Annotated in this window: 13 protein-coding genes; 11 read left to right on the plus strand and 2 right to left on the minus strand. The window is 42.7% G+C overall.

Annotated elements, in window-relative coordinates; genetic code table 11:
- Positions 1-79: 79 nt before the first annotated feature.
- The 5 genes from ANCC_RS05365 (at position 80) to ANCC_RS05385 (ending at position 10,523) form a co-directional block, all read left to right on the plus strand.
- Positions 80-1,177 carry an RNA polymerase sigma factor gene (locus ANCC_RS05365; protein ID WP_006566014.1) on the plus strand — a complete coding sequence of 366 codons (1,098 nt, stop codon included), beginning with the start codon at positions 80-82 and terminating at the stop codon, positions 1,175-1,177.
- A 324-nt stretch (positions 1,178-1,501) separates the two neighbouring features.
- Positions 1,502-4,543 (plus strand): InlB B-repeat-containing protein, encoded by a 3,042-nt coding sequence (locus ANCC_RS05370; protein WP_233458256.1) that lies wholly within the window; start codon positions 1,502-1,504, stop codon positions 4,541-4,543.
- A gap of 27 nt (positions 4,544-4,570) precedes the next feature.
- Positions 4,571-7,405, plus strand: coding sequence for an InlB B-repeat-containing protein (locus ANCC_RS05375; protein ID WP_006566012.1), 2,835 nt, complete (start codon positions 4,571-4,573; stop codon positions 7,403-7,405).
- An 84-nt stretch (positions 7,406-7,489) separates the two neighbouring features.
- Complete coding sequence (locus tag ANCC_RS05380; RefSeq protein WP_006566011.1) at positions 7,490-7,768, plus strand: hypothetical protein; 279 nt, start codon at positions 7,490-7,492, stop codon at positions 7,766-7,768.
- A 25-nt stretch (positions 7,769-7,793) separates the two neighbouring features.
- Positions 7,794-10,523 (plus strand): InlB B-repeat-containing protein, encoded by a 2,730-nt coding sequence (locus ANCC_RS05385; protein WP_006566010.1) that lies wholly within the window; start codon positions 7,794-7,796, stop codon positions 10,521-10,523.
- Between the two features lie 47 nt (positions 10,524-10,570).
- Here the strand turns inward: ANCC_RS05385 and ANCC_RS05390 are convergent, their stop codons facing one another.
- Both ANCC_RS05390 and ANCC_RS05395 read right to left on the minus strand, forming a co-directional pair.
- Positions 10,571-11,119, minus strand: coding sequence for a flavodoxin domain-containing protein (locus ANCC_RS05390; RefSeq protein WP_006566009.1), 549 nt, complete (start codon positions 11,117-11,119; stop codon positions 10,571-10,573).
- Positions 11,116-11,559 (minus strand): MarR family winged helix-turn-helix transcriptional regulator, encoded by a 444-nt coding sequence (locus tag ANCC_RS05395; protein WP_006566008.1) that lies wholly within the window; start codon positions 11,557-11,559, stop codon positions 11,116-11,118. The genes ANCC_RS05390 and ANCC_RS05395 overlap by 4 nt, the downstream gene beginning before the upstream one ends.
- A 140-nt stretch (positions 11,560-11,699) precedes the next feature.
- Here ANCC_RS05395 and ANCC_RS05400 point away from each other — a divergent pair, with 140 nt between their 5' ends.
- From ANCC_RS05400 to ANCC_RS05425, 6 genes are all read left to right on the plus strand, one after another.
- Entirely contained in the window at positions 11,700-12,689 is a 990-nt protein-coding gene (locus ANCC_RS05400) for a LacI family DNA-binding transcriptional regulator (protein WP_182483054.1), read from the plus strand.
- Between the two features lie 127 nt (positions 12,690-12,816).
- Positions 12,817-13,371, plus strand: coding sequence for a sigma-70 family RNA polymerase sigma factor (locus ANCC_RS05405; protein WP_039946252.1), 555 nt, complete (start codon positions 12,817-12,819; stop codon positions 13,369-13,371).
- Entirely contained in the window at positions 13,368-14,402 is a 1,035-nt protein-coding gene (locus ANCC_RS05410; RefSeq protein WP_006566005.1) for a hypothetical protein, read from the plus strand. The genes ANCC_RS05405 and ANCC_RS05410 overlap by 4 nt, the downstream gene beginning before the upstream one ends.
- Positions 14,403-14,572: 170 nt before the next feature.
- Positions 14,573-16,486: a sucrose-specific PTS transporter subunit IIBC gene (locus tag ANCC_RS05415; protein WP_006566004.1), complete on the plus strand. Its 1,914-nt coding sequence runs from the start codon at positions 14,573-14,575 to the stop codon at positions 16,484-16,486.
- A gap of 10 nt (positions 16,487-16,496) precedes the next feature.
- Positions 16,497-17,960, plus strand: coding sequence for a glycoside hydrolase family 32 protein (locus ANCC_RS05420; protein ID WP_006566003.1), 1,464 nt, complete (start codon positions 16,497-16,499; stop codon positions 17,958-17,960).
- A complete protein-coding gene (locus tag ANCC_RS05425) occupies positions 17,957-18,928 on the plus strand; it encodes a carbohydrate kinase family protein (RefSeq protein ID WP_006566002.1) in 972 nt (323 codons plus the stop codon). Before ANCC_RS05420 ends, ANCC_RS05425 begins: the two co-directional genes overlap by 4 nt.
- The last annotated feature ends 93 nt before the right edge of the window (positions 18,929-19,021 follow it).

The following is a 19,021-nucleotide window of genomic DNA, read 5'->3' on the forward strand; positions in this document are numbered from 1 at the left end:
CTATTACATTTCTTTCCACTTGATTTTCTTATGTTTCTAATTTATAGTTAGTCCTGAAAAAGTTTAGGAGCGCAAAGAGATGAGAGAAGAAAAGTTTTATGAAGAATTGAGTCCATATGTGGAGCGGGCCAAGCAGGGGGATCAGGATGCCTTTGAGCATCTTTACCAGGCTACATATGATATGACCAAATGGTTTGTGCTGAATTTTTGTAAGGATAAAAATGAGGCAGAAGACATTATACAGGAAATATATTTGGATGTTTACCGTTATCTGCCGGATTTGAAAAATAATCTGGCATTTTGCGCGTGGCAGAGAAAGATTTCATATCGCTGCTGTATCAGATTTTCCAAACAGAAGAAGGATGTTGTCGTTGGAGACAGTGTCATTGAAACAATGGATCATATAGCGGAGAAGGACAGTGAGCCGCAGGAAGCTGTTCTGAAGGATGAAAAAAATCAGCTGCTGTTTCAGTGCATTTCAAATCTGCCGACAAAACAAAAGGCCGCAGTGATCATGAGTGGCCTGTGGCAGATGAAAATGAGAGAAATTGCGGAAGTCATGGATTGTGACATTAATGCGGTGAAAAATCTCTTGTATCATGGAAAGAGAAATTTGAAAAAACAGATACAGAAGCTTCCAAAGGCGGACAGAGAGGCGCTTGGAGTACGGAGTTTCGGTTTCTTTGTTTTTTATCCGCCGATTCGGGAATGCGTAGTTTCGTCTTCGAAACATTTATCCGGACATTTTTTGGCAGCAAAAAAAGCAGCAATTACTGTTCTGACAGTCTGTACAGGTGCCGCAGCTTTGGCTTTATGGCAAAGTGAACCTCTGGCGGAAGAAAGTTTTGATTCTGTTGTGCTGCCGAAGATGTCTTTGGAGACAGAGGAGTTGGAAGGGATCAAGATCCCGGCAAAGAAAAAAAAGAAACCCTCCATCCCGGTAAATTACAGCTCTATGAGAGTCAATAAAAAGACAAAGTTGCTTGAGGTTCGGGTAAGCGGGAGGATTCACTATGGTAAAACCTATACAAAAACAGATTCCGGTAAAATTATGTACCCTGTCAAATATGATTCATCAAGAGGGATTCTTTATTTTCCGGCAAGGGCAGAAAATTTTGTTCTTTACCTGACGGCAGAGGATGGACGGTCAAAGATGTACAGGTTTTATAAAAAATAAATTAGAATGACTATGATAAGTCTGAATCAGTATTTTAGAAAAAACTGATTCAGACTATTATTTTATGAAATAATCTAACATTTTTAACAGAGAGTTTTTCTTGTTGTCAACTATAAAAATATATTTAGTTGAAAGAAGGGCAATTGAGATGAATGAGGTGAGGACGAGTAAGAGACTGATTCTTTTCGTGCTTCTGGGGGCGGCATTTCTCTTGGCCATAACCCATGGATCAAAAAAATCCAGATTTGAAAGTTAAGCACTATATGAAAACGAAATAAGCTAAAGCTGACAAATATTAAGATATGCAGAGTGAAGGGGAAGAAAATGATGAGGAAAATGATGAGATGGAAAAAGGTTCTTGCATTTGGCATGGCAGCGATCTTTTTTATTGGGATAATTCAGGATACAGGCAGCATTAATGCTGCAGAAGAGGGCACGGAGCAGGAAGATATTGCATCGGATATAAAAAATGTTACAGAGACATCGGAAACAATAACACCCGAGACCGAAACGTCAGATGGAGAAAGAAAAGATAAAAAAAAGCAGGACGAGAACCCAAACATTCAGAAAAAAGTTATAACTCGAAAAAAAGCAGGCAGTGATGCGAAAAAGAAGAAATTAGTGAACGGTCAAACTCTTTTGGATGTAAGCAAGGGAGATATTGTAATCAAAGTAACAGGTGCAGCAGGCGGCGGACTGGAAGAGGATGAGACTGAACTAAACCCGGAAGGATATCGGATCACAGGTACGACAGAGGATCATAATGTAACGGTTGAGCGTGGTGTTACAACCGGCATAACCCTTGATAATGTAGATATCACCTGTGGAAAGCAGCCAATGGATACGCCAAACAGAAAACTTGATTGTATCAATGTATCACATGCCAATGTCACCATTCTTTTAATTGGCACGAATCGGTTGACCAGTTATGCCGGAAATCCAGCTGATGTTTTCGACGGTTATGAAGGCAACGCTTTAGCAAAAGATGGAATGGACGGAGAACTGACAATCAAGTGTCAGAAGGCAGGTCAAGAAGGTCATAAATGTGATGATAACTGTGGATCGCTTTATGCAGGAGGAAACAGGGATCTATATCATGCTGGTGCCATAGGCAGTACCAGAAGAAATGCCGGAAATTCTTCCGAAGCAGGCTTTGTAAATTTTACCATTGAAGGTGGAAATATTGAGTCTGTGGGAGGAAAACACTCCCCGGGATTAGGAGGAGCCTGTTGTACAACATTACTTGGAGGAAAGTCAGTAAATAATATTCGAATTAGCGGGGGAAATGTAAAAGTAAAAGGAAATGAATTTTGTGCAGGACTGGGAGCAGGGTATCACTGTGATTTAAATGGACTTTATATCACCGGAGGAATCGTTGAAGCAGAAGGAGGGGCAAATGCTCCGGGAATTGGTTCCATAGAATATCCTTCAAAGAATATAGTGATCAGCGGTGGTGATACTGTCGTTACTGCGATTGGAGATGAAGAAACCGGAAAACCGGGGATAGGAACTTCTTCAAGTTCGACGGAAAATGTTGTCGCCATTCCGGACCCGGGATACCAGGGGTACATACAGGATGGAACAGGATTAAAACCGGACGAGTACACTTTTACAGCTGAATCACCATTCCAAGTCAAAACAAGTATTGTAGTCGGAAAATTTTATACAAAGGTCTATTTTGGACATCATAGAGATGAAAATACTGTGGATAACACAACTAAGGAACAGATTGGCGCAAACAATATCATTAGTAAAAGTGGCGGGACAGCCTTTACGGAAGAACAGCTCAAAATATTAAGCAAAGTTATCGGAAAAAAGAAAGATGGGACAGAGTATCCTTTAAAGGAACTGTCCATCGCAGATAAATCACAGATGCAAACGATTAACCAGGCAAAGACAAAAGGTGAAACCGGAGAGTTTCCGCTTACATTTCAAACGCCCGATGGAACAGAAGTAACGATCAAGGTATATTTGAAAGAACAGGGTAATGACGGGGTAGATTTTGATCCATTGAATCCGTCTTCTGTCATCGGGGCAGATAATTTTGCCAAAGAGACCGGAGGCATTGAATGGACGGAAGACGATGTCAAACAGTTTGCTGAATTAAAAGGAAAGGATTCAGATGGCAATGATATTGCATTGGATGATTTCAGTTTAGACAAGGAACAGCTAGATGAAATCAACAAGATGAAGACTGACGGAAAAGCCGGTGAATTCGATCTGAAATTTACCGATCCCGAAGGAAATTCTGTAACAGTTACAGTGACTCTGACAGGAGAATTTGATCAGATCAAAGAAAATCCGATAAATCATGAGATTATTAAGGCGCAGAACGTAATCAGCAAAACAGGAGGAAATGGTTTTACTGAGGAACAGCTAAAAGACATCACTTTATTAAGAGCCGTTGACAAGGATGGGAATGAAATACAAAAAGACAAGCTGAGTTTGTCAGATATTACTCAGTTAGAACGCATCAACAAAGCCAAAGAATCCGGAAAAACCGGAGAATTTCCTCTGACATTTACAACAGAGAATGGAACTGAAGTTACCATCAATGTTTTTCTTAGGGAAGAAGGAACGGACGGAACAAAGCAGAAACCCGGAAACGCAAGCATTGCCGCAAATCATATAACCCAAGAGACTGGTGGAATTGGATTCAGCAGAGAAGAAATCATAACTTTGTGTGATGTAAAAGGAAAAAATCAATATGGAGACACCGTGCCGGTCAAAATAAATGAAAAACAGCTGGAAGCAATCAATCGTGCCAAACAGGCAGGAAATACCGGGGTATTTCCTATGACCTTCTCCATGTCAGATGGTACATCCGTGACGGTCAACGTAACGCTGACGGGAGAACATAAGGTGACATTTGATCCTAATGGGGGAGACTATAAACCGGAAGATTATACGGTCACTGGCGGGGAGAAGATTAAGAGACCGGAAGATCCAAAGAAAGACGGATATACTTTTGAGGGATGGTATTATACGGATGAGAACGGCAAGGAACAGAAATGGGATTTTAATGATCCATTAAACCAAGAGATAGAACTAAAGGCAAAATGGAAGAAGGATGACGAGGTATCAAAAAATACAGAAAAGGATACAAAAAAAGATTCAGAAATAAAAACACCCGCATCAGACAAAAAACAGGCTTCTAAAAAGAAGAACGCCAAGAATAAGTCAGATAAAAAAGGTGAAGCACTTCCAAGATGGGGACAATACCAGATCAAAGGAAAGAACAGCGGAAAAGCAGGAGTTGCTGAAACATCTGATGAGAAAATGCCGTTTGAGATATTAGTTTTACTGATGGTTAGCGGAAGCGTCAGCGCTGGGATATTGTTTAGAAACTATAATAGAAGAAAGTAAAAAAAGGGGGATAAAAGGGTGAATAAAATGAGGAGATGGAAAAAGATTGTCGCATTAGTTTTAGCGGCAGTGTTTTCGATTGGGATGGTTCAGGATACAGGCAACATTCATGCTGCAGAAGAGAACAACAGAGCAGGCAATGATAAGAAACAAAAGAAATTGGTAAATGGACAAACCCTTTTGGATGTAAGTAAAGGAGATATTATAATTAAAGCGACAGGTGCAGCAGGCGGCGGTCTGGAAAATGATGAATCTGAGCTAAATCCGGAAGGATATCGAATCACAGGTACAACAGAAGATTATAATGTGACAGTTGATCGTGGTGTTACAACAAAACTTACCTTAGATAATGTAGATATTACTTGTGGTAAACAACCAAATAGGAAACTTGATTGTATCAATGTATCACATGCTGACGTTGAGATGATTTTGATTGGTAAAAATAAATTGACTTGCTATGCGGGAACTGTTGTAGATGATGGAGGTACCACCACGGGAAATGCATTAACCAAGGACGGAATGGATGGATCGCTAACAATCCGATGCCAAAATTCTGGTCAAAAAGGGCATAAATGTGATGATAACTGTGGGTCACTTTATGCAGAAGGAAGCAGAAGTTTATTCCATGCAGGTGCTATAGGAAGTACAAGGAGAAGTTCTAATAGTTCTTCTGAAGCAGGATTTTCAAATTTTACCATTGAAGGAGGGAATATTGAAGCTTTGGGTGGGATACATTCCCCAGGATTAGGAGGAGCCTGCTGTACAACCAATATTGGAGGGCAGTTAACTAGTAATATTCGAATTACAGGTGGAATTGTAAAGGCGAAAGGAAATCAAGGCTGTCCTGGTTTAGGAAGTGGATATCATTGCGATTTAGATGGTCTTTATATTACTGGAGGAATTGTAGAAGCCGAAGGAGGAGTTGATGCTCCGGGAATCGGTTCTATAGAATATCCGTCAAAAAATATTATTATTAGTGGCGGTGATACCATTGTAACTGCTATTGGTGACAAATCAACCGGGAAACCCGGGATAGGGACTGCCGCTAGTACGATGACAAATGTTATTGCAGTTCCAGATCAGGGTTATCAAGGGTACATACAGGACGGAACTGGATTAAAACCAGAAGAGTATAGTTTTACAGAGCAATCACCGTTTCATAATCGTTCTGATATTGCTGTGGGTAAATTTTATACAAAAGTATATTTTGGGCCTTATAGAGATAAAAATACAGTGGATGATACAACCAAAGAACAGATTGGTGCCAATCACATTATTAGTAAAAGCGGCGGTAGAGCGTTTACGGAAGAACAGCTAAAAATTTTAAGTAAAGTCACAGGAAAGAAAAAGGATGGAACCGAGTATTTATCATCAGAATTATCCATCGCAAATAAAACACAGATGGAAGCGATCAACAAGGCAAAGACCAAAGGCGAAATAGGAGAATTCCCGCTCACATTTCAAACATCCTCCGGAACACAGGTTACAGTTACAGTATATCTGAAGGAAAAAGGAAGCGATACAGCGGAGTATGATCCGCTGTATCCATCAGCGGTAATCGGGGCAGATAGTTTTGCAAAAGAGACCGGTGGATCAGCATGGACGGAAGACGACATAAAGAATCTTGCAGGATTAAAGGGGAAGGATTCTGCCGGAAATAATATTGAATTAAGTGATTTCACTATAGATGAGGGGATTTTAGATAAAATTAATAAAATCAAGACTGCTGGAAAGGCTGGAGAGTACGATGTGAAATTTACAGATCCTGAGGGAAACTCAGTCACAGTGAAAGTGACCTTGACAGGAGAGTTTGACCAGATTAAAGAAAACCCTGTAAATCATGAGATTATTAAGGCACAAAATGTAATTAGCAGGACCGGAGGAAAGGGATTTACCGGGGAACAGCTGAAAGAACTTTCTCAACTGAGAGCTGTCGATGAGGACGGGAACGAAATTTTAAAAGACAAGCTCAGTCTGTCAGACAGTGCTCAATTAGAGCGCATCAACAAAGCAAAAGAAGATGGGAAAACCGGAGAATTCCCATTGACGTTTACAACAGAGAATGGGACCGAAGTGACTGTCAGCATTTTTCTTCGAGATAAAGGGACCGATGGGGCAGACCATAAGGATGGCAGCGCCAGCATTGCAGCAAATCATGCGAATCATGAGACTGGCGGAGAAAAATTCAGCAAAGAAGAGATCATCGCCCTGTGTGATGTAAAAGGGAAAAATCAATACGGAGACACGATGCCGGTCAATGCAGATGAAAAACAGCTGGAAGCAATCAACCGTGCTAAACAGGCAGGAAATAGCGGGGTATTTCCAATGACCTTCTCCATGTCAGACGGTACATCCGTGACGGTCAATGTAACGCTGACGGGAGAACACAAGGTGACATTTGATTCTAATGGAGGAGATTATACACCGCAAGGCCAGACAGTTACCGGAGGAGAGAAGATCAAAAAACCCGAAGATCCAAAGAGAGACGGATACGCTTTTGAGGGTTGGTATTATACCGATGAAGATGGGAAAGAACATAAATGGAATTTCAATGATCCTCTGCACAGGGGGATTACATTAAAAGCGAAATGGAAAAAGGACAGTGGAACGTCTAAACGTACAGAAACGACCAAACCAGCATCAGGGAAGAAACAGCCATCTAAGAAAAAGTCAGATAAAAAAACAGAGACGCTCCCTGAATGGGGACAATACCAGATCAAAGGAAGCGGCAGCGGAAGTGAAAGAGGAGGAGCTGTAAAAACATCTGATGAGAAAATGCCGTTTGAGATATTAATTTTACTGATAGTTAGCGGAAGCATTGGCGCTGGGCTGTTGTTTAGAAATTATAATAGAAGAAGGTAAGACTAAGTGGCTGGAAAAGGGTCTGTCTTAGGATGCCCTTCTTGTTGGTGAACATTAAAATATGCAGAGTAGAGGAGAAGTAAAATGTCTAAAACGAGGAGATGGAAAAGGATTCTTATACTGGCTGTAACCGCAGCTTTTTCTGTTGGACTTATTCATGACTTGGGCAGCATAAATGCTGAAGAACGTTCGGAACAGACGGAAGCCACAACAGAAACTGAGATTTCAGCGACAGAAATAAAGGAAGGCGATGATTTAAAGACAGAAGCTTTAGATACAAGTGTGTCTGAGCCAGAAATATCGCAAAACAAGACGATTACCCCCCCCCCCCCCCCGAAAAAAGAAGGCGGCAGCCAAAAGTAAGAAATTAGTAAGCGGACAAACACTTTTGGATGTAAGCAAGGGGGATATCGTGATCACGGCCACCGGCGCCACAGGCGGCGGACTGGAAGAAGATGAATCTGAGCTAAATCCGGAAGGATACCGGATCACGGGTACAACAGAAGATTATAATGTAACGGTTGAGCGTGGTGTTACAACAAATTTAACCTTAGATAACGTAGACATCACCTGTGCAAAACAGACGGCTGGGGTCACAACAAATATCAAACTTGATTGTATCAATGTATCACATGCCAATGTTACTATGATTTTGATTGGCAAAAATCGTCTTATTTGTTATGCGGGAGATACCTGGGATTCTCCAGGTGGCAATACGGGGAATGCGTTGGCTAAAGATGGAATGGACGGAGAACTGACGATCAAGTGCCAAAAAGCTGGTCAAAAAGGACATAAGTGTGATGATAACTGCGGGTCACTTTACGCCGAAGGTAATAGAGATTTATTTCATGCAGGCGCCATAGGAAGTACCAGGAGAAGTTCTAACAATTCTTCAGAGGCAGGATTTTGCAACTTTACCATTGAAGGGGGCAATATTGAAGCACTGGGTGGGAAACATTCTCCAGGGCTGGGAGGTGCTTGCTGTGCAACAAGAATAGCAAAAAAATCTGCAAAAAATATTCGAATAACAGGTGGAAATGTAAAGGCAAAAGGGAATTTTTCATGTGCAGGTTTAGGTGCAGGACTTCAGTGTGAATTAGATGGATTATACATTAGTGGAGGGGTTGTAGAAGCAGAAGGAGGCGAAAATGCTCCTGGTATCGGTTCTATAGATTATCCATCTAAAAATATAACGATCAGCGGTGGGGATACCGTTGTCACTGCAATTGGAGACGAGGCCTCTGGAAAACCGGGGATAGGTACTGTTTCAAGTACAATAACAAATGTATTTGCAGCACCGAATCCGGGATATCAGGGGTATATACAGGACGGCACCGGACTAAATCCGGAAGAGTATAATTTTACGGCGGAATCTCCATTCCCGACAAATTCAAATATTGTAGTGGGGAAATTTTACACAAAAGTATATTTTGGTCCTTACCGAGATGAAAACACAGTAGATAACACAACGAAAGAACAGATTGGTGCGAACAATATTATTAGCAAGAGCGGGGGAACGGCCTTTACAGAAGAACAGCTGAAGATCCTCAGTAAAGTCACCGGAAAGAAGAAAGATGGAACGGAATATCTTTTGGAGGAGTTATCCGTTGCGGATAAAGCACAGATGGAAGCGGTTAATCATGCTAAGATCAAAAATGAAACCGGAGAATTTCTGCTTACATTTCAAACATCTGCAGGTACAGAAGTGCAGATTACAGTATACTTAAAAGAACAGGGCAGTGACGGCGTGGAGTATGACCCGCAGGACCCGACATCTGTCCTTGGTGCAGACAATTTCGCCAAAGAGACTGGAGGTACCGAATGGACCGAAGACGATGTCAAGCAGTTTGCCGAATTAAAAGGAAAGGACTCAGATGGCAATGATATTGCACTGGATGATTTCAGCTTAAACCAGGAACAGCTTGATAAGATCAACAGCGCAAAGACCGCAGGAAAAGCGGGTGAATTTGATCTCAAATTCACCGATCCGGAAGGAAACTCAGTCACAGTGACAGTTACCTTAACGGGAGAGTTTGACCAGATTACAGAAAATCCGGACAATCATGAAATTATTAAGGCACAAAATGTGATCAGCAGGACAGGAGGAAAGGGCTTTACCGAGAAGCAGCTGAAAGATCTCTCTTTGTTAAGAGCTGTTGATGAGCATGGAAACGAAATACAAAAAGACAAGCTCAGTCTGTCAGAAAGTGTCCAGTTAGAACGTATTAACAAGGCAAAAGAAGACGGAAAAACCGGAGAATTTCCTTTGACATTTACAACAGAAAATGGAACTGAAGTGGTCATCAAAGTTTTTCTCAGGGATGAGGGGACCGACGGTACAGACCACAGGAGCGGCAGCGCAAGCATTGCAGCAAACCATGCAAGCCATGAAACCGGCGGAGATGCATTCAGCAAAGACGAAATTATTACCCTGTGTGATGTAAAAGGAAAAAATCAATATGGGGATAGCATACCAGTCAATGCAGATGAGAAACAGATGGAGACGATCAACCGTGCAAAACAGGCAGGAAAAACCGGGGTATTTCCTATGACTTTTTCTATGTCAGACGGTACATCGGTAACGGTCAAAGTGACACTGACAGGAGAACACAAGGTAGTGTTTGACCCCAGCGGAGGAGATCATAAACCGGAAGACCAGCTAGTTACCGGGGGAGAAAAGATCGAGAGACCGTCAGATCCGAAAAGAGACGGATACACGTTTGAAGGATGGTATTACACTGATGAGAATGGAAAGGAACAGAAATGGGATTTTAATGATTCATTGAATCAGGGAATAGAATTAAAAGCAAAATGGACAAAGGAGAGGGAAGCATCTAAGAGTACAGAACAGACAAAGGACCCCAAAAAAGAACCCCCGGCATCAGACAAAAAGCAGGCATCCAAAAAGAAGCCATCTAAGAAAAAGTCAGATAAAAAAACAGAGCAACTTCCTGAATGGGGACAATACCAGATGAAAGGAAGTGGGAATGGAAACCAAAACGGAGAATTATCTGAAACTTCTGACATAAAAACACCATTTGTAATCTTAATTTTACTGATAGCCAGCGGAAGCATCAGTGCCGGTCTGATGTTCAGAAATTATAATAGAAGAAAGTAAAACAGAAAAGACTCTCTTTTGATTAAGAGGGTCTTTTCTTGAGATTGCTAGATATACTGTCTGACATCCTGTACCAGAGGAAGGATGCTGTCCCGATCGGTAAAGTCTACGTGTTTTCCATAAGTTTCAAGAATTCCCTGGTCCTCCTCTGTTAGGTCCTCCAGTTTTTTCTTGGAGAGCATTTTTTTCATCATCCACATCATAACCCGGTGTTTTCTGCTGAACCGGGAATAATCCATCCAGCCTCTGAGGTGATAGAAGGAAATCTGTTGTTTCAATTCACCGGGGAAAACTGAATCTAGATTTTTTAAAATGTGTTCTACATTTTCCGGCAGCGCAGGATCGGCAATTCCGCAAGTAAATACAAACACTTTTTTCTTTTGTATAAATTCAGGATGGCGGGAAATCAGGGAAATACCGGTGACTCCTCCGGCATAAAGGCCGCCGCCGTAAATGATAACGTCATAGGGTTCCAGGACAGAAAGATCCAGGTTTTTATTTTCATACAGATCGGCAGACAAGGAGTCGGCGATCCACTGTGCGTATTGTTTTGTGGACCCGTAAACGGACCCGTAGACAACTGCGGTTTTCTTCATATATTACATTCCTCCATGTTTTTCATCATAGTATTCAGGGTTTCCAGTGCGGTCTTCAGCTGTGTCTCTGAGATATCCTTGTATAAAAGATCCATAAAAGCTTCTTCCTTTAAGGCATACGCAGACTGCAGTGATTCGGCTTTTCTGCCAAGGCGCACCCGGCTTTTGCGGCGGTCATCCGGGTCAGTTTCTATTTCCGCATAACCTTTCTGCTGAAGCTTTAAAGCGATCTGCTTTACATTTTGGTGGGAACTGCCCATAAGGGAGGAAAGTTCATTGAAAGTTGGGGCATACTCAAAGGTATTGAGAGCAGCCAGAAGAAACCATTGTTTTGACGTGATCTCTTCATAGAAGCGGTCTCCGATTGACTGGAGCCGGTTACTGGTCATAAATAATGCAGCAAACAGCAGGTGTCTGCTGTCGTAATCTTCTAATTTCATGGTCGAAATACCTCCTATATGTAATATATTACATAAATTATGAAATGTCAAAGAAAATGGAAAGAAACCGGATTCCGGTTGCACAATCCGGGAAATCATCTTACAATAAAATCAAGTATGAGAGAAAGGCAGGATACACAATGCCAAAAAAAATAACAATGGCTGATGTGGCAGAGATGGCGGGAGTGACAAAAAGCACGGTTTCCCGTTATTTTAATGGGGGATATGTCAAAAAGGCTACGAGGGAAAAGATTCAGAAAGTAATCGAAGAATATAATTATGCACCGAATACATTTGCAAGGTTAAAGGCAAAGGAAAGCAATGTGATCGGGGTCGTAGTGCCTACGCTGAATTCCAAGGTTACCAGCCGTGTCATCACAAGCATTGACCGGTATTTAAGGGACAGGAATTACACAACACTGATCAAAAACTCAGATCATGATATTGATCTGGAGCTTTTAAATATACAAAAGCTGATTCATCTGAATGTGGATGGGATTTTGATCAGTTCTATCGCAGTCACAGAGGATCACCGTGATATTTTTGAGCAGACACAGATACCCATTGTTGTCCTGGCTCAGGATTATGAGGACGGGATTTCTATCATCGATGATGATTACAATGCTGGAAAATGTGTGGGAGAATATATCGGAAAAACAGGTCATAAGAACGTTGGATATATTGGTGTTTATGAGACCGATGAGGCCGTAGGTATCCGAAGGCGTCAGGGAGTTCTGGACGGACTTGCGGCATTTGGAATTCATGATCCGCTGATAAAAAAGAGTGATTACAGTTTTCTCGGAGGACAGAAAAATACGAGAGAGATCCTGGAGGAAATGAAGCCGGACGCTATTGTGTGCGCCACTGACCGTCTGGCGTTTGGAGCCTATAAAGTTTTGCAGGAGAAAGGGCTTCGCATCCCGGAAGATATTTCGGTGGTGGGATTTGGCGGATATGACGAGAGCAGTCTTTTAACGCCGGAGCTTACGACACTGAAATTTGATTCCTATGGAATGGGATATCTCGGGGCGGAGACGATTCTCAAGATGATAAAAGAAGAACCGGTATCCAAGAAACAAATCGTAGAGTATAAATTTATAGAAGGTAAGAGCGTAAAAAATCGAACATAGGACTGCAAAAAGGCCATAAGATCCGGATTAAGCTGGATTTTATGACTTTTTTTCTGTCAGAAATGTCTGTCTGTATACGAAATATAGAGTGAAGGCGGGAACTGTTCAGGGGACAGGAGACAAAGTTATGAAAGCAACGGAGAAAAATTTTATAAATCTGATCAGGAAAAGGAGGGAGGAAGGGCTGCTCTATGCCGTGGAAACCTACGGATGGGTCATTCAGTCTGTGGTTAGGAAGCATTTGTTTTTGCTGCCGGATCTGCAGCAGGAGTGTATGAATGATGTTTTGATGGCAGTCTGGCAGCACATCGGTGATTTTGATCCGAATACAGGCAGTTTTCAAAACTGGGCAGCGGGAATTGCCAGATTTAAGGCAATCGATTGTAAACGGAACTATTTGAGACGGAGCAGAAAATATGTGGATATAGAAGACCAGTTCATTGAAGATGAACATGCCGGAAGACAGATGCTGAAGGTAGAATTGGACCAAGAAATAAAAGAATTATTTGAACAGCTGTCCCAGCCGGAGCGTGAAATTTTTCAGAAGCATTTTATTGAGGAAGCCACCATCGAAGAGATATCAGCGGAAATGGGATTAAATGAAAGTACGATCTATCAGAGAATATCAAGAGGAAGAAAAAAGCTCAGAAAACATAAAGAGATCAGGGAGGCGGGACAATGAATATATATCGCATCTTAAATAAGATAAAAACAAAGATTCCGGAGAGCGAGAGAGATCTGGAAGATCAGGAAATGACAGACCAAATGAAGACGATGGCAAGAAAGATTGCAGGGAAACAGAAACGGCGGCAGGCTTTTTTTAAGAAGGCAGCGGCAGCGGCCATTGTTGTGATTATTGGAGGAGGAACTGCCGTGGCAGCTTCCGGAGGCTGGGGAAATCTGATACCCAAATTATTTAACAGCACGCTCATCGGAAAAGGCACAGAGACAGATCTGGAGGAGTACAGCGGAAGTGACAAAGTAATGGCAGAGGCTGAAAGTAAAAATATTAAAGTGAAAGTGGTACAGTCGGCAGCCTCCAAAGGTATGATTTATATACTGCTGAAAACAGAACTTCCGGAGAACCAGACATTTAAGGAAGATCAGATTTTCAAATACAGTCTTTTAAAGACCGGAGCAAAAGATGACCCAAAGAAGAAAGAAATGACAGGGATGAACGCGGACCGTCTGCTGTTGGTTCAGAAAAAAGAGAATATCGGATGGTTTATATTACAGGCAGAGAGATCTGGTCATGATTTTAAAAATCAGAAGATCATGTTGTCACTGGAGGGATTTACATCTACCCATACAACGGCAGAAGATTTGATTTTTGAGAATCCCAAAGGCTCATGGAAGCTGACCTGGAAAGTGGAAAACAGCAAAATGGAAACGGCAGAGGTTCATGTGGATAAAGAATATCATTTCCAAAACGGAAAGGAAATCATAAAGAAGATAGAGATTACTCCATTTTATTTCAGGGTTTATCATGGCAAAAAGGGCAGTTCGGAGGATAATTCCAATTTACCGGAATGTTCTTTAAGGATCAAGGATGGAACGGTCAAAAAGCTTCACTGGTCTTACAGTCAGGGGGCTGACAGGTCGGCAAACGGATATGCTTTTCATCAAAGTGATTTTACAGAGCTGATAAATCCTGACAACGTAGAGGCGGTCATTATAGGAGGCAATGAAATATCGGTTTCAAAAAATAAATAATCGATAAATAGATTAAGACTTTGTAGAAGACTCCCAAACAGGAGTCTTCTATTTTGTGCAATTTTTTATGGAACCGATACCAGAAAAGTGTTGACGTAGAGAAAGAATCGTCCTATAATACAAATATGGAACCGATACCACAAATATCGTAAGGAGGATAAGAGAAAACTATGGATTATGCAAAGATTGCAAGCCAGGTCATCGCTAACGTAGGCGGAAAAGAGAATATCAAATCTGTGGCGCACTGTGCGACCAGGCTGCGTTTTCAGCTGAAGAATAATGATTTGAGAAATGAAGAGGCCATCAGTGACCTGGATGGGGTAAAAGGTGTCTTTTTAACCCAGTCACAGTTCCAGATTATTTTTGGATCAGGACTCGTAAATCTCATCTGTGACGAAGTACAGAAACAGATCGGGGATGTTTCCTCAGCCGCAGGAGAAGAGGAGAAAGAAGAAAAACAGGGCTCTGTTGTACAGCGTTTTGTAAAGATGCTGAGTGATATTTTTGTCCCGATTATCCCGGCCATTGTGGCAGGCGGTCTTCTGATGGGACTTAATAATATTCTGACGGCGGGATTATTCGACGGCAGATCGATCATTGAATTATATCCCCAGTGGAAGGGGTTGACTCAGGCGGTCAATACATTCGCCAACGCACCGTTTACCTTTCTCCCAGTACTGATCGGATTCAGCGCCACGAAGAAGTTTGGAGGCAATCCGTTTTTAGGTGCGGCCATGGGTATGATCATGGTTCACCCGGATCTTTTAAATGCCTATCAGATCGGCATCGGGCAGGCACCGGTGTGGGATATCTTCGGATTCAACATTCAGGCGATCGGTTATCAGGGAACAGTACTTCCTGTACTGGCAATTTCCTGGATTCTGGCTCAGATTGAAAAAAGGCTTCACAAAGTAACACCTACCTGGCTTGACAATCTTACGACACCATTGCTTTCTATCATTATAACTGCATTTTTAACATTCATCTGTGTGGGACCGGTATTAAGAGAAGCAGGCAACTTATTAGCAGACGGCATCACATGGGTTTACAATACTCTCGGCGCTGTGGGAGGCGGACTCTTTGGCCTTGTATACGCACCGATCACAATGACAGGGCTTCACCACAGCTTTATTGCCATCGAAACTCAGCTTCTGGCCGCAAAGGCAGTGACCGGAGGAAGCTTCATCTTTACAACGGCAAGTATGAACAATGTTGCACAGGGAGCGGCAGTTTTAGCAGTCCTCTTCCTCACAAAAGACCAGAAACAGAAGTCTATCTGTTCTGCATCCGGAGTCTCCGCATTATTGGGAATTACGGAGCCGGCGATGTTTGGCGTGACACTGAAATTGAAATATCCTTTCTACGCGGCGATCATTGGTTCCGCAGTGGGAAGTGCATACGCAGCAGCTACCAAAACACTGGCACAGGCATTGGGAGCAGCGGGACTTCCCGGATTTATATCCATGAAACCGGATCATTTTCTTCACTTTGGAATCGGATTGATCCTCTCCATGGTGATTTCAGCGGGGCTCACCGTTGTGTTCTGGAAAAAGTATAACCTTGGCGGAAATGAAAAAACAGGAAAGCCGGTACAGTCTTCTGAGGAAACAGCAGAAATTCCGGAACAGGCAGAAACAGCGGAAACAGTGCTTTACTCCCCGATGAATGGGGAAGTGCTTCCCATCACGGAGTCCGAAGATGAAGCATTCGCATCGAAAGCCATGGGAGACGGCGTGGCCGTCAATCCTTCTGAGGGCACAGTGTATGCGCCGTGTGACGGTACGATAACGATGATCTTTCCGACAAAACATGCGATTGCGATTCAGGCAGAAACGGGAAAGAGTTTTCTGATTCATGCGGGAATTGACACCGTAAAGATGGAAGGGGAAGGCTTTGAGACGTTCGCAGAAGCCGGAACGAAGGTAAAACAGGGAGATAAGATCCTTACGTTTGATATAGATCTCGTGAAAGAAAAGGGTTACAGTCCTCAGACTATGATGATGCTGGCAGAGGGAGACGGACAGGTGGAAGTCATTCCAAAGACGGATGCAGATACGAAAACACAGGTTATGATCGTTAGATAAGAGGGAAATCATGTTTAAGAAGTATAATAAAGTATTGAAAGAAGACTATGAAAAGTGGTATGCTGAACATGAAAGTGACAGAGAAGAGACAGCGAAAGATCCGATGCGGCTTAAATTTCACCTGATGCCTAAGACCGGATGGCTCAACGATCCCAACGGACTGTGCCAGTTTCACGGCACCTACCATATCTATTATCAGTACACCCCGTTTGAACCGACCGGAGAACTGAAGCTTTGGGGGCATTATACGACAAAAGATTTTATTTCTTATATAGATGAAGGACCGGTATTATTTCCGGATTCGGAGTTTGACGCTCACGGCGTCTACTCCGGTTCCGCCTTTGTAAAAGGAGATACGATTCACTATTTCTATACAGGGAATATCAAGTGTTTTGACAGGGATGATTACGATTACATCAACTCAGGGCGGGGCAGCAACACGATTCATGTGGCCAGCAAAGACGGATATCATTTTTCTGAAAAAGACCTTTTAATGACCACGGACGATTATCCTGAGGATATGAGCTGCCATGTGCGGGACCCGAAGATCATCCGGCGGGGGGATGATTACTATATGGTCCAGGGAGCCAGGGATATAGACAGTCATGGACTGATCCTGATGTTTCATTCAAAGGATCTGTCTCATTGGGAGTATTTTGACCGGATCGTTCCGAAAGAACCGTTCGGTTATATGTGGGAGTGTCCGGACTTGTTCGAACTGGACGGACAGATGATGCTGATCACATGCCCTCAGGGGGTAGAACCGAAAGGCATTGACTATCAGAATGTTCATCAGTGTACAGCGGTGAAGATGGATTATGACTTTGAGAACAAATCATATGAGATCTGCGATAATTCAGAGTTTCAGCAGTTAGACAGGGGCTTTGATTTTTACGCACCCCAGACCTTTGAGGACGAGAAGGGACGCCGTATCCTGATCGGATGGATGGGGATTCCGGATGCCGATTACACGAATCCGACCGTTGAGCATGGATGGCAGCACGCACTGACAATCCCAAGGGAACTGCACATAAAGGATGGAAGGATCATTCAGCGGCCTATAAAGGAGATGGAACAGATGAGAAAAGGAGAACTGATCTGTACATTTTCTGAACAGGGCAGGATGGAGAGCAATCTGAAACTGTATGAAGCAGAGGTTCGATTCAGACATTGCGCTGATATGGTTCTGACGTTAAAGGAAGGCGTTACCTTATCCTATGACAGCGGACTGCTCACCCTTGATCTGGGGGATTTTGGTGAGGGCAGGACGACAAGATGTGCCGCATTGGATGAATTAAAAGACCTGCGGATTTTCGCAGACACTACTTCTCTTGAAATTTTTGTAAACGGCGGTGAAGAAGTCTTTACCACCAGGGTATACAGCAGCCAGGGAAAGCTTAGCATAGACGGGGACTGTTCGGGTACCATGAAGATCTATTGCCTGCGGCCTCTGGAGATAGGAGAAAGAGAATGACCAGAAAATTATGCGGAATCGGAGAGGCACTGATTGATTTTATTCCGGAAGTGAAAGGACAGAGATTAAAGGATGTACCGTCCTTTACCAGAGTAGCAGGAGGGGCTCCTGCCAATGTAGCCGGTGCGGTGACGAAACTTGGGATTCCGTCCAAGTTTTTGACAAAACTTGGAGACGATCCCTTCGGTGATTATATAGTTGAAGTACTTGATGAGGCTGGAATTGACACAAGTCATATTAAACGGGACAAAGAAGCAGAGACGGCTCTGGCCTTTGTCTCTCTGGCATCAGACGGAAACAGGGATTTTAAGTTTTACCGCAAAAACAGCGCAGATCTCCGCTACAGTGTCTATGACATTGAGCCGGATGTTCTGGATGACTGCGGGATGATCCATTTCTGCAGCGTAGACTTGGTGAATTCACCCATGAAAGATGCACATAAGAAATTAATTGACATGGCAAACGGCAAAGACGTGCTTGTATCATTTGATCCAAACCTCCGTTTTTCACTGTGGGATGACTTACAGGAACTGAAAGAGACAGTCAATGAATTTCTGCCTTTTGCGGATATTATAAAAATCTCAGATGAAGAACTGGAGTTTATCACAGGACATACGGATATAAGGGAGGCAGTGCCTGACCTGCTGAACGGAAGGACGAAGTATGTCATCTATACAAAAGGAAAAGACGGTGCGGAGATCTATACGAAACATGGAATGACGGAAGCACCGGGATATTCCATTGACGTAAGAGATACGACCGGAGCCGGTGATTCCTTTATCGGAGCATTTTTATACCAGCTTCTGAGGGATAATGTGACGGATCTGGAAGCGGTGAATTTCGGGACTTTAAAGGAGTATCTGGATTTTGCCAACGCCTATGCGGCTTATACTACAACCAGGGAAGGAGCGCTGGCAGCCATGGCAGACGCCAGGGAATTTGCCGATTTCAGAAAGAACCTGCAGTAAATTAAAATATATAAAACGTGAAAAGCCAATGAGTCTTTGAAAAAAGGATTCGCTGGCTTTTTTCTATTTTTTACGAATAGATCTAGGATGAAA

This window comes from Anaerostipes caccae L1-92, from assembly GCF_014467075.1.
GTDB lineage: Bacteria > Bacillota > Clostridia > Lachnospirales > Lachnospiraceae > Anaerostipes > Anaerostipes caccae.